This window comes from Methylocapsa acidiphila B2 (genome assembly GCF_000427445.1).
In the GTDB taxonomy this organism is placed as follows: Bacteria; Pseudomonadota; Alphaproteobacteria; order Rhizobiales; family Beijerinckiaceae; genus Methylocapsa; species Methylocapsa acidiphila.
Genome location: NZ_ATYA01000001.1, coordinates 168320 through 186693, shown reverse-complemented (window position 1 = coordinate 186693; position 18374 = coordinate 168320). Strand labels below are relative to the sequence as shown.

General features: G+C 60.6%; 16 protein-coding genes and 3 pseudogenes. 10 read left to right on the top strand and 9 right to left on the bottom strand.

Annotated elements, in window-relative coordinates; translation table 11 throughout:
* The 5 genes and pseudogenes from METAC_RS0101015 to METAC_RS25565 form a co-directional block, all read left to right on the top strand.
* The coding region (locus METAC_RS0101015; RefSeq protein ID WP_245257387.1) for a flagellin N-terminal helical domain-containing protein at window positions 1–889 on the top strand (889 nt) is incomplete at its 5' end.
* Window positions 890–1292: 403 nt separating this feature from the next.
* Window positions 1293–1478: pseudogene (locus METAC_RS26685) on the top strand (DDE-type integrase/transposase/recombinase); the annotation flags it as partial.
* Between the two features lie 120 nt (window positions 1479–1598).
* Window positions 1599–2941 (top strand): annotated as a pseudogene (locus METAC_RS21765) (IS1380 family transposase).
* Window positions 2942–3166: 225 nt separating this feature from the next.
* Window positions 3167–3388 (top strand): annotated as a pseudogene (locus tag METAC_RS25570) (DDE-type integrase/transposase/recombinase); the annotation flags it as partial.
* A 212-nt stretch (window positions 3389–3600) separates the two neighbouring features.
* On the top strand, window positions 3601–3975 hold the full coding sequence (locus METAC_RS25565; protein ID WP_084143367.1) for a transposase: 375 nt from the start codon (window positions 3601–3603) through the stop codon (window positions 3973–3975).
* Here the strand turns inward: METAC_RS25565 and METAC_RS21760 are convergent.
* From METAC_RS21760 to METAC_RS0100975, 4 genes are all read right to left on the bottom strand, one after another.
* A complete protein-coding gene (locus METAC_RS21760) occupies window positions 3949–4701 on the bottom strand; it encodes an alpha/beta hydrolase (protein ID WP_051335279.1) in 753 nt (250 codons plus the stop codon). The genes METAC_RS25565 and METAC_RS21760 overlap by 27 nt on opposite strands.
* A 24-nt stretch (window positions 4702–4725) precedes the next feature.
* Entirely contained in the window at window positions 4726–5853 is a 1128-nt protein-coding gene (alr, locus tag METAC_RS0100985) for an alanine racemase (protein WP_026605604.1), read from the bottom strand.
* A 217-nt stretch (window positions 5854–6070) separates the two neighbouring features.
* Window positions 6071–6421 (bottom strand): hypothetical protein, encoded by a 351-nt coding sequence (locus tag METAC_RS0100980; RefSeq protein ID WP_156898054.1) that lies wholly within the window; start codon window positions 6419–6421, stop codon window positions 6071–6073.
* A gap of 701 nt (window positions 6422–7122) precedes the next feature.
* On the bottom strand, window positions 7123–8136 hold the full coding sequence (locus METAC_RS0100975) for an IS110 family RNA-guided transposase (protein ID WP_026605602.1): 1014 nt from the start codon (window positions 8134–8136) through the stop codon (window positions 7123–7125).
* Between the two features lie 336 nt (window positions 8137–8472).
* On the opposite strand from METAC_RS0100975, the gene METAC_RS25560 reads away from it, so the two are divergent.
* A protein-coding gene (locus METAC_RS25560; protein WP_245257393.1) for an IS5 family transposase occupies window positions 8473–9239 on the top strand; the annotation gives its coding sequence in 2 pieces (ribosomal slippage) (window positions 8473–8785 and window positions 8785–9239; 768 coding nt in all).
* 158 nt (window positions 9240–9397) lie between these two features.
* Here the strand turns inward: METAC_RS25560 and METAC_RS21755 are convergent.
* The 5 genes from METAC_RS21755 to METAC_RS0100940 form a co-directional block, all read right to left on the bottom strand.
* Complete coding sequence (locus METAC_RS21755; protein WP_051335285.1) at window positions 9398–10255, bottom strand: DJ-1/PfpI family protein; 858 nt, start codon at window positions 10253–10255, stop codon at window positions 9398–9400.
* A gap of 65 nt (window positions 10256–10320) precedes the next feature.
* Window positions 10321–10566 (bottom strand): hypothetical protein, encoded by a 246-nt coding sequence (locus tag METAC_RS26945; protein WP_026605599.1) that lies wholly within the window; start codon window positions 10564–10566, stop codon window positions 10321–10323.
* A 10-nt stretch (window positions 10567–10576) separates the two neighbouring features.
* Window positions 10577–12856, bottom strand: a complete 2280-nt coding sequence (locus METAC_RS21750; protein ID WP_198017143.1) for a TonB-dependent siderophore receptor — start codon at window positions 12854–12856, stop codon at window positions 10577–10579.
* Between the two features lie 453 nt (window positions 12857–13309).
* Complete coding sequence (locus tag METAC_RS0100945) at window positions 13310–14251, bottom strand: FecR family protein (protein WP_026605598.1); 942 nt, start codon at window positions 14249–14251, stop codon at window positions 13310–13312.
* A gap of 112 nt (window positions 14252–14363) precedes the next feature.
* The gene (locus tag METAC_RS0100940; RefSeq protein WP_026605597.1) at window positions 14364–14864 is read right to left on the bottom strand and encodes an RNA polymerase sigma factor; all 501 of its coding nucleotides are present in this window, start codon (window positions 14862–14864) and stop codon (window positions 14364–14366) included.
* A gap of 442 nt (window positions 14865–15306) precedes the next feature.
* Here METAC_RS0100940 and METAC_RS26190 point away from each other — a divergent pair, with 442 nt between their 5' ends.
* From METAC_RS26190 to METAC_RS0100905, 4 genes are all read left to right on the top strand, one after another.
* Window positions 15307–15738, top strand: coding sequence for a hypothetical protein (locus METAC_RS26190; protein WP_156898053.1), 432 nt, complete (start codon window positions 15307–15309; stop codon window positions 15736–15738).
* 208 nt (window positions 15739–15946) lie between these two features.
* The gene (locus METAC_RS27400; RefSeq protein ID WP_026605596.1) at window positions 15947–16369 is read left to right on the top strand and encodes a DUF2946 family protein; all 423 of its coding nucleotides are present in this window, start codon (window positions 15947–15949) and stop codon (window positions 16367–16369) included.
* A gap of 188 nt (window positions 16370–16557) precedes the next feature.
* Entirely contained in the window at window positions 16558–17058 is a 501-nt protein-coding gene (locus METAC_RS0100915) for an RNA polymerase sigma factor (RefSeq protein ID WP_026605595.1), read from the top strand.
* 201 nt (window positions 17059–17259) lie between these two features.
* Window positions 17260–18207, top strand: coding sequence for a FecR family protein (locus METAC_RS0100905; protein WP_026605593.1), 948 nt, complete (start codon window positions 17260–17262; stop codon window positions 18205–18207).
* Window positions 18208–18374: the final 167 nt, after the last annotated feature.

Below are 18374 nucleotides of genomic sequence, written 5' to 3'. Positions count from 1 at the left end.
AGGACATCTCATGTCGAGCATACTTACAAACACGTCCGCGATGACGGGGTTCGCGGCGCTTATGCACACACAATCGAATTTGGCCAAGATCCAGACACAGATTTCGACCGGCCTGCGCATTTCGACTGCCGCCGACAATTCTTCCTATTGGTCTGTTGCGACAAAAATGAATTCCAACATAGGCGCTCTCGGCGCTGTTTCGGACGCGCTAAGCGAAAGCTCATCGCTTGTATCGACGATGAGTTCGGCATTGACGAGCGCGCTTTCGGTCGTCAGCGTCATCAAGAACGATCTCGTGTCCGCGTCCAATCCTGGCGCCGACTTGACCAAGATCCAGAGCGACATCTCGGCGCAGCAGGCGATCTTGATCAGCATTGGCAGCTCGGCGAGTTTCAACGGCCAGAATTTTCTCCAGACCACTGGTGGGATCGTCAATCTTGTCTCTTCTTACGATCCGACGGCAGGCGTCAGCTTTCTCAGCGTCGACACGTCAAGCACCGCGCTCTTTGACGCGACTAACGGTGCGACGAGCGGCATTCTTGGCGCGAGCGGCGCAAATTTTTCGTCGGCGTCGATCTTAACGCTTAACGTTACCCAAGCGACGTCTGCCGACATCGCCAACATGTTGAAAGATGTCGATGCGGCCTATAGTTCAATTACGACCGCGGCGACCACGCTCGGCGCGATGACGACGAGTCTTTCGACGCAGCAAGCGTTCATCTCCAATTTGACCGATTCGCTGACGACAGGCGTCGGTTCGCTCGTCGACGCCAACATGGATGAAGCTGCGACCAAGCTTGCTGCGCTTCAGGTGCAGCAGCAACTCGGCGTACAGGCTCTGAGCATTTCGAACTCGAACACGCAGCTCATCTTGAAATTGTTTCAGTAGTCTTTCGGCGGCATGGTCTGATTGAAGGTGCGAAACCTGTAATTTTGTCAGCGCGGAGACAAATTGCGCCAAATGCTGGCAAAAAAGTGTGCCCGTCGGTTCTGGTGCAAACGGCACAAGCGCGGGATATTTAGAGTGACCACGCTTTTGGAGGACTGGAGCCCGGATGCTAAACTTTGACGATATTTTCAAAGGGCGCCATTTCGACCGCGAGATCATCGTCCTCTGCATCCGGTAGTATCTAAGGTTCAAGCTTAGCTTTCGGGATCTCGTGGAAATGATGGCCGAACGCGGGGTTTCCGTCGCCCATACGACAATCATGCGCTGGATCTAGCGCGATGTCCCAGAACTCGAAAAGCGGTGGAACCGCTTCGCATGACGAGTTGGCGCCTCTTGCCGCGTCGACGAAATCTACGTGAAGATTAAAGGCGGCCGGACATATCTTTACCGTGCCGTCGGTAAAGAGGGAAAAACTGTCGATTTCCTGCTCCGCGCCCAGCGGGATGTCGCCGCAGCCAAAGCATTCTTCCGGCGGGCGTTCAAGCGCCAGGGTCGGCTGCCGCGCGCCATCACGCTCGACGGCTACTAACCCATCTTATTCATGAGTGCCGAGTTTGAGGCTGGCGAGCGTGGCGCAATACGCTGATATAGCGTAGGATTCGGTTGCTTAGTCCAACCCTTCGCGCAAATCGCGGCAGCCACGCCCGCCATGAATGACACTACGATTCTCCCGTTCTTGTTTCCAGCTGTCGTGCGCAAGAAAGTCACAGCGGATTTCGATGGCGGCCGCCTGACTTCGGACGGCGGCGTCATGCTGCTTGCGATGGCGGAGCGGCGGCTCGGTCTCGCCGAGCGCCTGGCCCGTTGTTTTCCGGATCGGCGCGACCCGACGCGGATCACGCATACGCTGGAGGACATGATCCGCGCCCGCGTCTTCGCCATCGCCTGCGGTTACAAGGACGCCGACGACCTCGACTTTCTCCGCGCCGATCCGGCGTTCAAGCTGGCCTGCGGGCGTCTTCCTGACAGCGGCCGCGACCTGTGCTCGCAGCCGACCTTATCGCGGCTGGAGAACGCGCCGGGGCTGAAAGACGTGATCCGGCTGTCCTACGCCCTCGTCGATCAGTGGATGGATTCCTATGAAAAAGAACCGTCCTCGGTCACGCTCGATATCGACGACACCTGCGACGTCGCGCACGGCCATCAGCAACTCTCGCTGTTCAATGCCCATTATGACGAGCGATGCTTTCTGCCAATCCACGTCTATGACACGGAAAAATCACGACCCGTCGCCGTCGTGTTGCGGCCAGGCGAGACGCCCGGCGGCGTCGAGGTTCGCGCCCATTTGCGCCGCCTGACGCGCCGGATCCGCGCGCGCTGGAAGAAAACCCGCATCCAGTTCCGCGGCGACAGCCATTACGCCCGGCCCGAAGCGATGGCGTGGTGCGAAGACAACAACGTCGATTACGTCTTCGGGCTTGCCGGATCAAAGCCTTTGGCGCGCAAGGTCGAGGAAACGGCCGACGCCGTGCGCACCGACCGCGCGCAAGGCGACAAGCCCGTCGTGCGCGGCTATGCCGAAACCCGCCACAAGGCCAAGTCGTGGAGCAAGGAGCGACGCGCCATCGCCCGCATCGAAGCGACGAAGCTTGGCCTCGACATCCGCTCATCGTCACCAATCTGACCCATGGCTCAGCGAAGTGGCTCTACGACAGCCTTTATTGCGCGCGCGGGCAGGCGGAAAACCTGATCAAGCTGCACAAACGCCAGCTTGCCTCCGACCGCACGTCGTGCCGGTCCGCCGTCGCCAATCAGGTCCGGCTCGTCCTGCACACAGGAGCCTATTGGCTGATGCTCGCCATCCGCGACGCCATTCCCGCAGCGCGCGATTTGGCCCGAGCCGAGTTCAACACTTTGCGGCTGAGGTTGCTGAAAATCGCCGCACGCGTCATCGAAACGGCAAGCCGTGTGCGTCTGGCCTTTGCCGCCTCCTGCCCCGAGGCCGATCTCTTCCGCTCGATGCCCGCCGCGCTCATGCCAGCAGGGCCGTGACTCCCGCAGCCGAAGCCCCGATCGCCCGTCCCACTCTCCTCCAACGCGTAAAAAAAGTGCGATCCGGAAAACGGCCGAAAGCCGAATGATGGCGAGCGCCCAGCATCCCAGAAACGCGAAATCATCCCGTCAAGTTGCCGCCTCGTGAATAGGATGGGCTAAGCATCTCATCGGTCGGCGCGGGAAGTTCTCGGCGAACGTCCGCGCGGCGGACGGACCAAAATACGGTCCTCAAAATACTTGAATAACCTCATTGAACAGGATCATCGATCGATCAAACCTCGCTTGTGCCCGATGCTTGGCTTTAAGCGGTTCCGAAACGCCTCGATCACCATCGCGGGCATCGAACTCATGCATCGGATCAGAATAGGCCAGTTCAAACTCGGAAAGCTTCGCATCAAAGACAACCGGGCGCCCGAAATCTGGAAGGCAGTGCTCGCCGCATGACTTGGTTCATGCCCCTGCCGTGTCGTTGTGCTCTCCCGGAAACTTTGCCCCACAGCCTTCTGGCCGGGTCCGCCTTACGGTGATCGCCGACAACACGGCGGCCTCGATCGAGGCTTTCGTGCGAGCTAACGTAAAACCCGGCGCGACGTTGCTGACGGACGGCCAGGCCTCGCATCCAGGATTGACCGGCCACCAGCGCGATCCGCGCGTGGTTGGCAAGATGGCACGTCGCGCCGCCCTGGATGCATCGGGTCTTCGCCCTGGTGAAGCGTTGGGGATTGGGCACGTATTACGGACTACGCCGCAAGCACGCCGATACATATCTCAACGTGTTCATGTTCCGATACAGCTGCCGCTTTTACCGTCACGCTTCGTTCGAAACAGTGCTCTGCCTTACCGCGCGCCACGCGCCGGCAAGCTATTGGGACATCGTCGGCCGGGCCAACCCGCGAAAGGGAAACGCGGCGCCCCGCGGGGCGCCGAGAAGCAGAAAGACCGCGACCGGAATGCGTAGCGACGGCATCGGCGGCTCGGAAAACACCGGCCAGATCAAGCCGCTGTCATGTCCCGTTACTAAATATGGATGAGCCTGGGACAACGCGATAAGCCTCTTCAAGATCGTGATCATCATGCTCATCGTGATGATCTTCCTTTTTCACCTTCGGCTTGATCAGCGTCTTGGCCAGAAAGGTCTCGCAGCCCATCACGCCGTCGTCATCGATCACATGCCCAATCCCTATACGTGACATGCTTTTGACCGGCGCATCCAAAGCCTTCAAAGCCTCTTTCGTTTTGGTCATGGCGGCGAGCGGCGCGACGGGATCGGCGTCGCCATGAACGAGCAGAATTTGCGGCTTGGCCGCGATCTCGGCGCCCGCGGCTGCGCCGGCGCTATATGTGCCCGAAAAGGCGACGACGCCTCCCATGGTCTTGGGGCGGCGCAGGCCGACATGGAGCGCCATATCCGCACCTTGCGAGAATCCGACCAAGGCTAGATGATTGTCGTCGAGACGGCGTTTGGCCAGCATTTCATCCAGAAATATGTTCAAGGCCGCGGCGGCCTCCTCGATCCCGGCGCGGATCTCGTCAGGGCTTTTGCCTTCGGTTTCGAACCATTTCCAGCTATTGGGCTTTTTTCCAGGCAAGGGAGCCTCGGCCAGGAGAAAATCGGCCTTGAGCATGGTCGGCTGCCAGTTGATCGCTATGTCGACGAGCTTGGCCTCCGCCGCGCCCGGCTCATCGAGCAGCACGACAAGATAAGCAGGCTTGCCGCAGGACATGGCCGCGAGGCAGGTTCCTTCCTTGATTTCCATGTTCTTGATCCTCGCCGAACGCGCTCACAGCTTCTGATAGCGGCGATGGCATCTTTGGCCAATCCGCGTCAAAACCTCATAGCCGCTGACTCCGGCCGCGGCCGCAAAATCGTCGATCGTGATCGACGGGCCAATCAATTCGACAATGTCGCCGCGCTCGACATAGCCGGAATCGCTGGTGTCGACCGCGACGAGATCCATGCCGACCCCGCCTATATAGGGGCAGCGTTTGCCTTGCACGATCGCAGCACCGCCCGCGCCAGTCTTGGTTTTGGTGAGGCTTTGCGGAATGCCGTCGGCGGTTCCCGCGCTGATGGTCGAGATGCGCCTTGGCCCGCGCGCGACCCAACCCTGATCTTCGCCGACCCGCTCGCCAGGCTCCAGAATGCGCACTTGGATCACTTGCGATTGAAGCCTTACGACTGGCTTCATGGGATTGGGCCGTCCAGGCGCCGGATTGCCGCCGTAGAGCGCATAGCCCGGCCGCACCACATCGTAGAGAGAATTGGCTTCGAGAAAGATCGCCCCCGAATGGGCGATTGAGGCGCGCGCATTCGGCAATCTCGCCCGCATGATTTCGAACCTTTTGATCTGCTTGGCGATCATCTCCTCACGCTCGGCGCAGGCGAGCTGCGTCATGACGAGCTTCACATCGAAGAGGTGCGAAAGATGAATTCCATGCTCGAGATCGTAAGGCTTGAGACCAAGCTGATTTAGGCCGGTCTCGAGACGAAAGGCGGCAGGAAGCAAGCCGCCTTCCGGCGTGCGCCGCGCCGTCACCGCGCAATATTGCGCCCAATCCTCGATCTCCGGCACGGAGCAGAGCACTGGCGCGAGCGCGAAATCGGCGTAAAGGGGCGCGGTGTCTGGCCGCAATCCGCTCAGCACGAAGATTGCGGCGTCAGGCGCAATTGCGCGGGCGGCGCGGCCCTCGAAAGCATGAGCGACGAAAAACGTCTTGCAGCCGGCTTCATTGAGCGCCCCGACGACGGGACGCAGCCCGAGGCCATAGGCGTCGGCCTTGACCACGGCGGCACATTCGGCCTCGCCGCAGACGACCCGCAAGGTCCGCCAATTGGCCACGATCGCGGCGAGGTCGACCGTCAGGATCGTGCCGGCTTCGCTGGCGGTGACTTCCGTTGCGATGTCCATTCCTGTCCGCAGTTATGCTTTGGCCGACTGGGCGATACTTTACAGAGCAAAAACTCTGCCGGCTTATTCGTCGGCGCGGCGCCTCGGCCTCCCGAGCCGGCTGAGGACTGCCTGATTACCGGCAACTGAGCTGAGGATTGCTCAGTTTGCGTCCACAGAAACAACCCGACGAGATCGCCATGGTTCATCATCGGCGGTAAACGACGAGCTCCAAGGATCAATGAAGGGTCTCAATGGGAAAGCGCGCATCTGGTAGATCCAGAACGTCGAAGCCGAGCTCTCTCAACGCCGGGACGGGACCATCGAGCGCGCATCTGGGAAGCGGCCCCGAGAGAGAATACTCAGGCCCAAAAGGACGCGGATCACGGACGCGCTCGAAACGAAGGCGAAGCGGCCGAACCAATCGCGCCGGGCTTCGCGCTCTTTCGAGGCGGCGTTCGAGCCATCCGACGACGAGCCAAAGCGCGCCGTCGTGCAAGATCGCGGCGCGAAGCTCCATCTCCGGCGGGTTGTTGTAACGAATGAGCACGTTGAAGATTTTATCCGAACAGGCGCCCTGTGCGCTCATGTGCGCCGTCCTTCCGATAAAGGATAATTGCCGCGCAGCCCGCCGGGCGTTGGCGCGCTGCGCCAACTATGAATTCCCGCGCCCGCTCCCGCAAGAGGGAGGATTACGCTAAATCGCCGGCGGACTCTGCCGACCGCCGCGAGCCCGGCGCCGTTCGGGGCGCTGCCGCGCATAACGTCTTCGCTTATAAGGGAGGATGATTTCCAGCTTTTCGGAAGCCGGATATCTCATTCGTCGCTTGAGACCGTCTCAAACTTAGGGGTTGAACCGCCCCGGTGCTCCTGCACCATTCGAACCGCCCGAGCCCGGACTTCGGGTAAAAATTTGTTCGACGTCTGTTTCTTCGTTTCCATGACGCCATCCTCTCAAGAGTTGGGGCCTCCGGGAATCCCGGGGCGTGTGTGGATGCCCCCGCTTTTGCAAGGCGATATTTCGGCGATATTTCGGCGTGGCGCTTCTATCGGTCGTGTGTCAGGCCTCTCATCGTGGTCTGATATGCGCCGCGGGCCGGCATGCAGTTCGAAGAACAGGGTCCTCATCGGTTCAGAGATCTTGGGTGGCTCGAGCCCCGGGACTGATTTTCCCATTCCGAACATTGAAGTCCTTGCCGCATATATCGTCGGTCGATCTCGTTGCCCGAGCCGGCTCCAAGCCGGCCCTTTCAGCGCTTCTCCGCCTTTCTCCTTTCGGAAGCGAACGGATCACGCCATCCGATAATTCTGTTCGTGCGTCATCATGTCCCAGATGATACGGGCCATCTTGTTCGCCAATGCGACGGCCGCGACCATGCGCGGCTTGCGCCCGAGAATGCGGCCCAGCCAATTGTCGGGCAGCACGCCCTTGCGGACGATCCAGCGGATCCGGCTCATAGCGCCGACAATCAGCAGCTTTCGAATGTCGTGTTGCCCCATTTTGCTGACCGAGCCCAGCCGCGCTTTTCCGCCTGTCGAATGCTGCCGCGGCACGAGGCCGAGCCAGGCGGCGAAATTCCTGCCGCTGGAAAAAGCGCGCAGGTCGGGCGCGAAAGCGAGGACCGCGCCGGCCGTGATGGGACCGACGCCGGGAACCGTGCATAGACGCCGCATCTCGACGGTCTCGCGCACCGCATCGCGTAGGCGCAAGGTGAGCTCGTCGACCTTATGTGTGAGCAATTCGATCTGCTCGAGATAGAGCCGAACGATATCCCGCGCCGTCTCCGGCAAATCTACAGTTGCATCATCCATCATTTCCATGAGGCTCTTCAGGTTCGCTGGTCCCTTGGCGACGACGATCCCGAACTCCGCCAGATGGCGGCGCAGCGAATTGATCAATTGCGTTCGCCGTGTGACGAAACATTGATGCGTCCGAAACGCGACCGCCCGCGCCTGATGTTCGGCGCTTTTGACCGTCACGCAATGCATATTCGGTCGCAGAGCTGCCTCGGCGATAGCCGTTGCGTCCGCCGCGTCATTCTTCTGGCGCTTGACGAACGGCTTTACGTAAATCGGAGGAATAAGGCGGACCTCATGGCCGAAGGCATGCGCTACGCGACCCCAATAATGGCCAGTGGCGCAGGATTCCATCGCGACGATGCAGGGCGTCTGCCCCCGCAAGAGTTGCTCGAGCTTCGAACGCGAAACTGTGCGATTGAATAGTACCGCCCCGCCGCGAGCCGTTCCGGAGACCTGAAAGCTGCGCTTTGCCAAATCGATCGCCAAGACATGGACTTCCGCCATAATGACCTCCTTCCCCGCGCCTCCCTTCAGGGCGCCCTCCGACATCATACGATGCCGGCCGAAGGGGGCATCCACCCCATCAGTTCACTTCGCCTGAACGGCAAGTTTGGCGAAGTCCGCATCCGGGATTGCGGTCTCATCCGGTCCCGGCTGGGAATTGACTTCCGGTGGGCAGCAAAACCAGTTTCAGCGCTCCGATGTTCGCGCCAAAGTAGATTTCCGTTTTACCGCACTTGTCCTGGGTGTCTAGGTCCCGTTGACAAATAGGATTCCCATTAGGGTAAGGTTCTGATTCAAGGTCGCTTTCGGAAGGAGGCGGGCTTGATTCGGGGATTGATGTCGGATGAGGAATGGGCGTGTTTCGAGCCGTTCGTGACGGTTCGCGGCGCGCATAGCGGGCGACGGCCGAAGGACCACCGCCTCGTTCTCGATGGGATTTTCTGGATTGCCCGCACCGGCGCGCAATGGCGGGACCTGCACGAGCATTTCGGCAAATGGTCGTCGGTCTATCGGCAGTTCCGGCGCTGGACTCTCAGTGGGCTGTGGGAGCTCCTTCTGGAAGCCCTGAATGAAACCGAGGGCGTTGGCGAGACCGTCCAGATGATCGACTCGACCATCATCCGGGCGCATCACTGCGCCGCCGGCGCTAAAGGGGGACTCCGCGTCAGGGTCTTGGCCGCTCGAGAGGTGGCTTCACGACAAAGATTCACCTCCGCACGAACGGCGAAGGACTGCCGATAGCCGCAAAGATCACCGCAGGCGAGGTCTCGGATTATTCGGGCTTCGCCCCCTTGATGGAAGCGGAAGGACCTGAGGCCAAAGTCCTGCTCGCCGATCGTGGTTATGATTCCGATCATATTCGCGAAACGCTGGAGAAAACAGGCGCTGCGGCCATCATTCCGACGCGCCGAAACCGCAAGATCCAAATCCAGATCGACAGTCACATCTATGCCTTGCGCAACCGCGTCGAGCGTTGCTTCAACAAGCTCAAAAACTCTCGGCGCCTCGCAACCCGCTACGACAAAACCGCAGCCAGCTATCTCGGGTTCGTCCAAATCGCCGCGATCAGGATCTGGATGCGCATATTTGTCAACAGGACCTAGGCTGCTGCGAACGACATTACAATAAGCGCCACGCTTTGCGTCAAGGGATAAGCCAGCCGGCCGCTCGAAGCGAGAACCATGCGCGCTGGCCTGTTCCGCCGTGAGCTTCTCGCCTGTGGTCTATGCCGCGCGCAAGCGAGGGACGGCATTCTGATGCTTCATCGGCGTTGCAGCTCCGCCGCATCTGTGATTTGTGCGTTGAGGCCGGCGAACATGGCGCGCATCGGCTCGGCAATAGAGGCCGGGGTGGTCTTGAGTGTGCCGCCCGCGAAAGGAGGCTCGGGCCGGTATTCGGCCACGAGCATCTGCGCCTGCGCATTAAGACGCCCGCGCAGCGCCTCCACGACCGTGAGCGCCAAGTCGAGACCGGCGGTAACGCCCGCGCCGGTGATGAAGCGCCCGTCGGCCACGACGCGCGCGTCGACCGGGGTCGCGCCGAAAAGTGGCAGCAGTTCGCGGGTCGCCCAGTGCGACGTCGCCTGCCTGCCGTTGAGCAACCCCGCCTGGCCAAGCAACATCGAGCCGGTGCAGACGCTGGTCACGTACTTCGCCCGCCCGCCGCGATCGGCGAGCCACGTGACAATGTCCGCACGCCTCATCGCGTCGACCGTGCCATGGGAGCCGCCGGGGACGAACAGAAGGTCGAGGTCGGAGGGGACATCCGCCATCGTCACCGTCGGCCGGATTGCCATGCCCTGTTCCGAAGAGACGTCCGCGCCCGCTGTGCCGGCCGTCACCAAATGCACGGTAGCGCCCATCATGCCGGCGAAGAAACCATACGGTCCTACGAGATCGAGCGCAGTGAAACCCGGATAAACCAGCATAGCGATTTGCTCGTTGCCGCGCATGGCGAGGCCAGGCACCGCCGCTAACGCTTCGTGAGCGGCCATGGAACGGGCCTCTGCCTCGGCTACACGGTCGGCTACGGCCGCGGCCGCGCGTTCGAGCGGCAGAAGGGGGGCGAGCAGTGCCGCGGTCCCTAGCTCGGTTAGGTACAGAAAATCGCGGCGGTCCATTATCATATCCTCCATTGGAATTCGAGGTACAGGGTGGCCGGTGTGGGCCGCCGTTTGTCGGGCCTTCAACGTGATGACTTCGGACCCGCCAGCATGCAATGCGGTCCAGCCATGTCGAGAGCGGTGAATTGTGGATAGATGAGGAAGGCGATCTGCTCCCTACCGGTCCACGACGCCGGCAGCGACGACATATCATGCGTTAGGTTTTCTGGGGAGGCCGAGATCCTGCCTTGCACACGCGCATCGCTGGCCCGACCGCCGAGAAAGGCGAGAAGACCAACAAGGCCGAGCGTTCGCCTAGAGATATCCATCACGACCTCCCTATTGAAACTTCCAGGAGACTTTGCCGACAACGCTTCTGGTGTCGCCGGTCCAAACGCGTCCGCCATAGTAATTATACGGGACAAAATAATGCTCGCCGGTCAAATTCTTGACTGTAATCGAAGCTGAAAGATTATCCTTCACATACCCAAGGTTGGCGTCGACAGTGAAATAACCGTTCGTCTTGTACACATTGGCGAGGTCGACATAGGCGCCCGATGCGGCGTAGACGCCGGCGCCAATGCTCCAGCCGTCGAGCGGACCGGGGCCGAAACTATAATTGACCCACAGACGGCCGGAATGGGGCGGCACGATATTGAGCGTGCTTCCGGCAGGGGCCGTGCCCGGAATGTCGTTGAGGAGGATGGCGTTGACGTAGGCGTAACTGGCCAGCACCTTCCAGTGGCTGTCCGGTTGCCACAACAGATCCGTATCGGCTCCGCGTGACCGCTGCTTTCCGATGCCCTCATAGCCCACGCCGGTAAAGACCGGGACGCCGGTGCGGTTGATCTCGTACGCGGCGGCCGAACCGGTAAAGCCGTAACCCAGATCGAACTTGGCGCCCGCCTCGACCTGTTCGGAGTGCTCGGGCGTCGGAGCGCCGACATAGAAAGTGAACGGGTTGCCGTTCAGGCCCTGGCTATAGTCGGCGAAGAGGGAAAAGCCGCCCACGATGTCGATCACAGCTCCGGCCCGCGGAAGAATCGCGCTGGCGTTGGCATTCTGTGAAGTCTGTTGTGAAGTCGGTGTAGCCGGCGAGACATTCTCGATGTCAAGATTTGCGACCCGCAGCCCGCCAAGCAAATGGATGCGCTCCCATGCCGTCGTCTGAAGCTGCACATAGCCACCAGTACTAATATAGGTGTTTTCGCCGCCGATGATCAGATTGGCGTTGTTCACACCCGGTCCGGGATCGACATAAGTTGGAAAGGAGGGATTGAGCAGATTCACATAGCCGAGCGTGGAAAGGTCGTTATAATCGCCATACATATAGCCCGTATCTTCCACCCGGCTATAGTCGGCGCCGAGAAGCAGCTTGTTTTCAGTCGGGCCGAAGCTGAATTTGAAAAGAGAGCTTCCCACCAGCGTGACTTCTTTCGCCTGCTGGTAGAGAGATACATTTAGCAAATTCCAGTAGGCGACTGGCAAAGCCGGCGAATTGCCGGCAAAATCGTATCCGTTTGTGAAGTTCTGCACCAGGTCCTTGAATTGAGTATTGCTGACCCGGGCCTGGACGTTCGTGGACCAGACTTCGTTAAAGCGGTGATCGAAATTGGCTGTGACGCTCTCGACTCGCGAAGTGGACTTTGGAATATCCGAAGGGCCCACAAACAGATCAGGATTGAGCCTGAAAGACCCGGTCACCGTGCCCGTGGCGGGCAGGCCCTGATATTCCTGCTGCTCCCAGTTCGTAACGCGTCCCTGGAGCGTCAGCGTCGTATCCGACTTGTTGGTGAATGTCAGCGTCGGATTGAAAGAATATCGGTTCGTGTTGATAACATCAATGAAGGAATTCGTCGACGTATATTCTCCGGTTATCCGGAATAAAACGGTTCCGTCCTGGGTGACCGGCTCATTAATGTCGAAATAGGGCTGTAGAAAACTAAAGCTGCCGAAACGCATGCCGGTTTCGGCGAAGGCCTTGTCGGTCGGAAGCTTGGAGACCAGATTGATCGCGCCTCCTAGCGGTGTGCCCGAGCCGCCGCCGTAGAGAACGGCGTTCGGCCCCTTTAGCACCTCGATGCGCTCGACGTTTACGAGAGAGTCGCGGTCGCCACCGTTGTAGAAAGTCGTCAGGCCGTCCACCCACTGGTCGGCGGGAAAGCCCCGAATATAGGCGGAGTTATACGACGGGGTCTGCAGCGCGTTGGTGCCGACAACGCCGCTGACGTTGCGAAGCGCTTGCCCAACTGTAAGGCTATCCTGATCGTCAATGAGAGACCGTGGGATCACCTGTACCGACTGCGGAATTTCGTTGATCGGCGTGTTCGTGCGGGTCGCGCTTTCCGCGGATAGCGCGCGATAGCCCTGAACCGGGCCAGCCGTTGTCTGCTCGACCGGGGGGCCGCCTGCGCCGCCAGCCCCTTGCTGCGCGACGGTGACATCAATCGGCTGCAGGGCGACGCTGCCCGCGTCGCTCTGCGCGCCCGTGTCGTTCTGCGCCAGCATGATTGCAACCGATTTTTTGCCGGGCGCAAGCCTGTAGGCGAGGCCAGTTCCGGATAAAAGTTTCTCCAGCGCCTCATAGAGAGGGTGGGCGCCCTTGAGGCCCGCCGTCATCTTGTTCTTTGTGAGGTCTGAATCATAGACAAGGATCGTGCCGCTCTTCTCGGCAAAACGGTTCAGCGCCGCCGCGATCGGGCCCGCCGGAATCTCGTAGCTTTGCGTGGCGGCCGTGGCTTGCGCGGGCGAAGCGTCGAGAGCTGCGGCGCCTGCTCCTGAGCCGAGCGCCAGCAGACCCAGCGCGGTCGCGGCGCCTGCCGGCCTCCGGCCGCGGCGTGGCGCGGTCTTTTTTTCCTTTGTCATTTTAATTTTCCCCCTCGAGTCATCGGTGCGCCGGCGTCGCGCCCTATTTAATAAGACAGGCGTCGCCGAGGATTTTTGAGGTGAGGAAAACGAACTCCGTCTGGCTGTTGTTCTTTTGCCACAGAGTTGGGCGTTAGGCCGCGCAGAAACCGGGCGTTTCGGGTTCGATTTGGCGGAGGCGCGAGTTTCGTCCGTGATGAGAGAAGGCTAACCGCGCAGTAGGATCAAATAATCGCCGAGATAGGTTGCGTTGAGGCCGAGGGACAATTCGATGGTGCGAATGGATTCGAGGGGCTCAGCCGTGCGGAAGACGCCGGTCACCCGGCGGTCTCTGATCGACGGGTCGATGATGAGGCAAAAGCCGTGATGATAATGATCGATGGCCGCGATGACGTCGCCGAGCGGCTTGTCTTGAAAAATCAACAGACCCCGCCGCCAAGCGGTCTCGCTGCCGGCGTCGACGGAATAGGCAGCCAACTGCGGGACGTCGCGGCCGTAGGCGGTCTGTTGCCCGGCCTCGACCGTGACGTTTTGGCCGGCGACTGAGACTATGACGCGATGTTCGGTGACGGTGACCTCCGTCCTCGACCTCCCGATGGAAATGTCGAAACTCGTGCCAACCGCCGTCGTTTTGCCGCCGGCGGCCTCGACGGTGAAGGGCCGGGCGGGTTCGCGGGCGACCTCGAACCAGGCTTCGCCCTTGAGAAGAGTCACATATCTTTGCCGGCTGGAATAGTTCCGCGCGATCGCCGTATCGGCGTTGAGGTGGATGCGCGAGCCGTCCTCCAAGGTCAGGACTTTCACCTCGCCTATGCCTGTGGAAAAATCCGCCCGCCAGAGAAGCGAAAGCCTACCCAAGCCGAAGAAGAGAACCAGCACGGCGAAGAGAGATGCAGCCGCGAGCCGCCATGGGCGCTGCCTCGTGGGCGCGACCGCGGCTCGGATCGCGGGCCGCGAGATGGCTTTCAATTCTCTCCAGAGGGCAGCGGTTTCGGCGAAGGCGGAGCGATTAGCTTCGTCCTCCGCGAGCCAGGATTCGAGCGTTGCCTGCTCCGCGGCGGACAGCGTTCCGACCTTCATCCGCGTCCACCACTCTATCGCGGCGGCGCGGCGCTTCTTGTCGTCTGGAGAAGAGTTTTCCGCAAGCATTCAAGCGCCCGCCATGCTTTCGAAGGATGTGTCGCCCGCCATTCCATATCGGAACGGTGCGTCAAAGAATATGGCGCGCGGCGCTCGGAGAATGGGATGCCGTGACGAAAGATCAGTCCAATGCTTCATGGCAGCGCTTGAGGGCCAATTGCAAATGCTGTTGGACCATATTGCGGGAGATGCCTAGCTGTCGCGCGACTTCTTCGGGCGGAAGTTCGTCGAGGCGGAGCATCGTGAAAACTTGACGGCAGCGAGGAGGAAGAGCTTGGATCGCCTCATCGAGAAGGCGTAATCGCCGCCGAGCGTCGACTTGGTCGTCCTGCAGCGGGCGGGATTCGGGCAAGTCTTGGGGAAGCTCGCCGAATTCCAGATATTTTTGCTCCGTCGCGCGGCGACTACGATGGTTCTTGGCCAGGTTGACCGCGGTCGTAAAGAGAAGCGCTTGGGGTTCCGTAATGGATTTGCTTCCCGCGTGACGGAGAACCCGGAGATAGGTTTCCTGCAGCAAATCCGGCGCGTCCTGGGAGCCGACCCGACGCACAAGAAACCTGAGCAAGTCCGAGTGTCGGCGTGCGAACGCTTGGCTGAGAAGGCTGAACTTAATGTTGGACATAGCCGGTATGGCCTTGACGGACGCAAGGGAGATTGTTTGAACGGCGCGCGCCACGCGTGATGCAACGAGACAGTCGCAAAGCGTACAGTTCAAAAAACTGAAATGAATTGGTCCGGATCGCGCACTAGGAAATGTTCCGAAAAAGTCGGTCGACTTTTTCGATCAGATCAGGCTCCAACTTATCGAATTGGAGCGAGTCCTTTTCGATTGGGCAATCCCACCCAATCGGAACGCGCACTAGAATCCGGCGAACGCAGCGCGATCAGAGTCGGGGAGGGCCGCGCGCAAAAAAATTGAGTCCCAACGCCGGGAAATCGGCTGTCCTCCGCGTCAGGCCCCAATGGATGGTCGAATAGAGTTGAACCGGGAAAATGGCGACGTCTGATTCCGCCGCGACTAAGGCGCAGCCGCAAGACGCGCAAGCGAGGATGCAGCAAGCCCCGTGATGCAGGCGCGCGCCGCTCGCCGGCGCATCGGATTGAGATCCGCTTTGAGAGCAAGCTGCCTCGCCGAGAGAAACGAGCGTGGCTCGCGCTTCGGCTGCGGTGACGAAACCCTGCAGCAAAAGCGCATAAAGCGCGATCAGGCTGATCGCGGCGCGCTTTGCAACCGAGCTGTGACGAAACATTGCCATAAATTGAGGCTATCATGCTCGGCACGCAATGCAAACGACAGCGGCTCCGCGCACGGCTCTGAATTCTCGTTGACGCGGGTTAACGGATTGCCAATGGGTGATTCCATGGAGCGAACTGATTCTGGCGCCGCCGCCATGAGCCTTGCCTGCGACCGACAAAAAAGCATCGAGCTCCACCGCAAAATCGCCGGTTGGGACCCAAAATATTTGGCGCAGCGCTTGAGAGCTTTACCCCTTTAACCCGGATTTGTCGCCCTGACGGCGCTCCCAGATTGAACCGCGCGCTAGGATGCTGTCGTTTCGCGTCTCTACCTGCATCGTTGCGCACCGCCTCCGCGATCGAATCGTGGGCGCATTTTCTGTGGCGGATCGGCAACATGAATAGTGTATTCTTCCCGGGTTCTGATTTCTCGTTGACGGAAATCTCGAGCAACTTTTAATTGAACCCATGTCGAAGCTTTGGACCAGGTCGCAAAGAATACGCAGCGCGCTCGTTTCGAGCGTGGTCATCGGCCTGTTTCTTCTCCAGACTTTTGCTTTCGTGTTCGCGCAATTGGGGAGCGGCGCATTCGCCGCGGGCGGCGCGGGGTCGTTTCTTGCGACCGCTGGAGAAATTTGCGGCGAAAAGCCGAGCGCCGACCGTCAGGCCCCGGCCGTTCCGGATCACTCCGGCCATTGCAATCATTGCATTCTTTGTTCGGGCGGCGGCCACGCCTCGGTCTTGGCCGGCTTCATTGTCTTGGCTGCTGTTTTCGTTTTCCTCGCACCGAGATCGGACGTCGCGCCGGCTCGCATTCGCCCTGAAAGGCCCGCTGCGCGGCCTTCGGGCTTAGCCGGTTCTTGGGCTTCACGAGCGCCGCCGCTCGCCTAAACAAGTCCGTTGCGCGGCGCGCGCAGGCTTCTGCGATCTCACCCCTACGGCAGTCGCCCCATATTCCCGCGCTCGGGACATGGCCAACGAGCTCCAGAGGAGCCGGCGGCCTTGCGTCCCGGCTCATCTCCAACGCGCGAAGCCATCAGATTGCGCAAGCAGGCGAGCGCCGACGGCGAGCATCGCACATGTCTGACAAGAAATCGTCGATCATCCACGAGCTTTTCACGCGCAACAGGCGCGATCTGCTCAAGTTTTTTACCCGTCGGGTGGGTCGGGATGACGCTTCCGACTTGCTTCAGGAGACGTTCGCGCGCGCGCTTCGCTGCAGCGAGTTCGAGGCTGTCGCGAACCCTGCCGCCTATCTGCGCCAGACTGCCGGCAATCTTGCCACCGACTTCGCCCGCCGCCGCAAAATGGAATTCAAATATGTGATTTCCACGGACGCGGCTTGTGACGCGCCGTCGGAGGAGGCGTCGGCCGAACAGGTAGTCGAGGCCGACCAACGGTCGCAGATGCTTCGAGGGGCGATCGAAACGCTGCCGCCGCGCTGCCGGCAGGTCTTCGAGATGCGAATGTACGAGGACATCCCCCAGGACGAAATCGCAAAGCGTCTCGGGATCTCCAAAAACATGGTCGACAGGCATTTGCGCATCGCGATCGAGCGATGCCGGATGGCGGTGACGTAAAAATCACGCGGCGCAACATCCCTTTTTCCGGCCCGCGCTCGTCATATTATGCGAGGGTCGATTTTCTGATTTGCCGGGCGCGAAAGACGATGCGGCGGCGAGCGGACGCTCGCCGCGCCCGGAGGGGCTGCGCCAATGACGATTTTACGCATCGACCAGCAGGCGAAGGGCATATTTCATGCTTTGTAGGCGGCCGCCCGAATGAATGACGATCCAGCGCATTCCGCAAATAGCGACATCCACGCGACGGCGACGGCCTGGTGGGTGAAGGCGGACGCAGGCCCGCTGTCGCGCCAAGACCAAGCGGCCTTCGCGGCCTGGATGGCGGAAGACCCGGCGCATCGGGCAGCTTTCGACCTGGTTTCGGCGCTTTGCGGAGAATTGCGTGGTTTGCGTTCGGCGTCGACCTTGGTCGCCGCGACGCCGAGACCTCCGCGTCGATCTCAGCTTGCGCCGGCCGCCGCGCTCCTCGTTGGTTCTCTCGCGGCTATCCTTGTGATCGGCTATCTGTCAATTCGCCTGCGGACGGACTTCCGCACGAGCACAGGCGAAACCAGGCTCGTCGTCCTGGAGGACGGTTCGCAAGTGCAGATCGGTGCGAGATCGGCGCTCGCCGTCAATGACAAAGGCTCGGAACGCCGCCTGACCCTCATCGAAGGCGAGGCTTGGTTCCACCCCGCGCCGAACGCTTCTCGCCCTTTCGTCGTCGAGGCCGCGGGAGGGACCGTCACGGCGCTCGGCACCAGCTTCGACGTCGCATTGGAGGAGTCTGGCGCGGAAGTCGCCGTCTCCGAGCATCGCGTCGCTGTTTCGAGCGGTGGCCAGAGCGTGATTGTCGAGGAAGGGCGCCGGAGCGGCTTCAGCTGGGGCGCGCCGGCGACATTGCCGGCGCCAATAGACGTCGACAGCATAGCCGCCTGGCGGCGCGGCAAGCTGGCCTTTGTGGACAAGCCGCTGGGCGAAGTCGTCGCAACGCTCGGGCGCTATCATAACGGCTATGTCTTCATCCCCGATCCGGCTGTTCGGCGGCTTCGGGTGACCGGAATTTTCGACTCGGGCCGGCCTCTCGACGCGCTGCGCGCGATCGAAGCGTCTCTTGGCCTGCATGCGACCTATTTCACGAATTATCTTGTCGTCTTGCTGGAGTGATTTGACGCGCGACCTTCCTATTCATCGCCAGCCCCGGTGGGGATAGCCGCCGATCCGAAATCCCGTCCCCGAAAATTTTCAAATTTTTTTGCCGCGGCACGTCCCAGATCGCGCAGCCAGTTCGTCAAGCCTAGTAGAGGGACAATTCGGTCCCCATGAGGATTTGG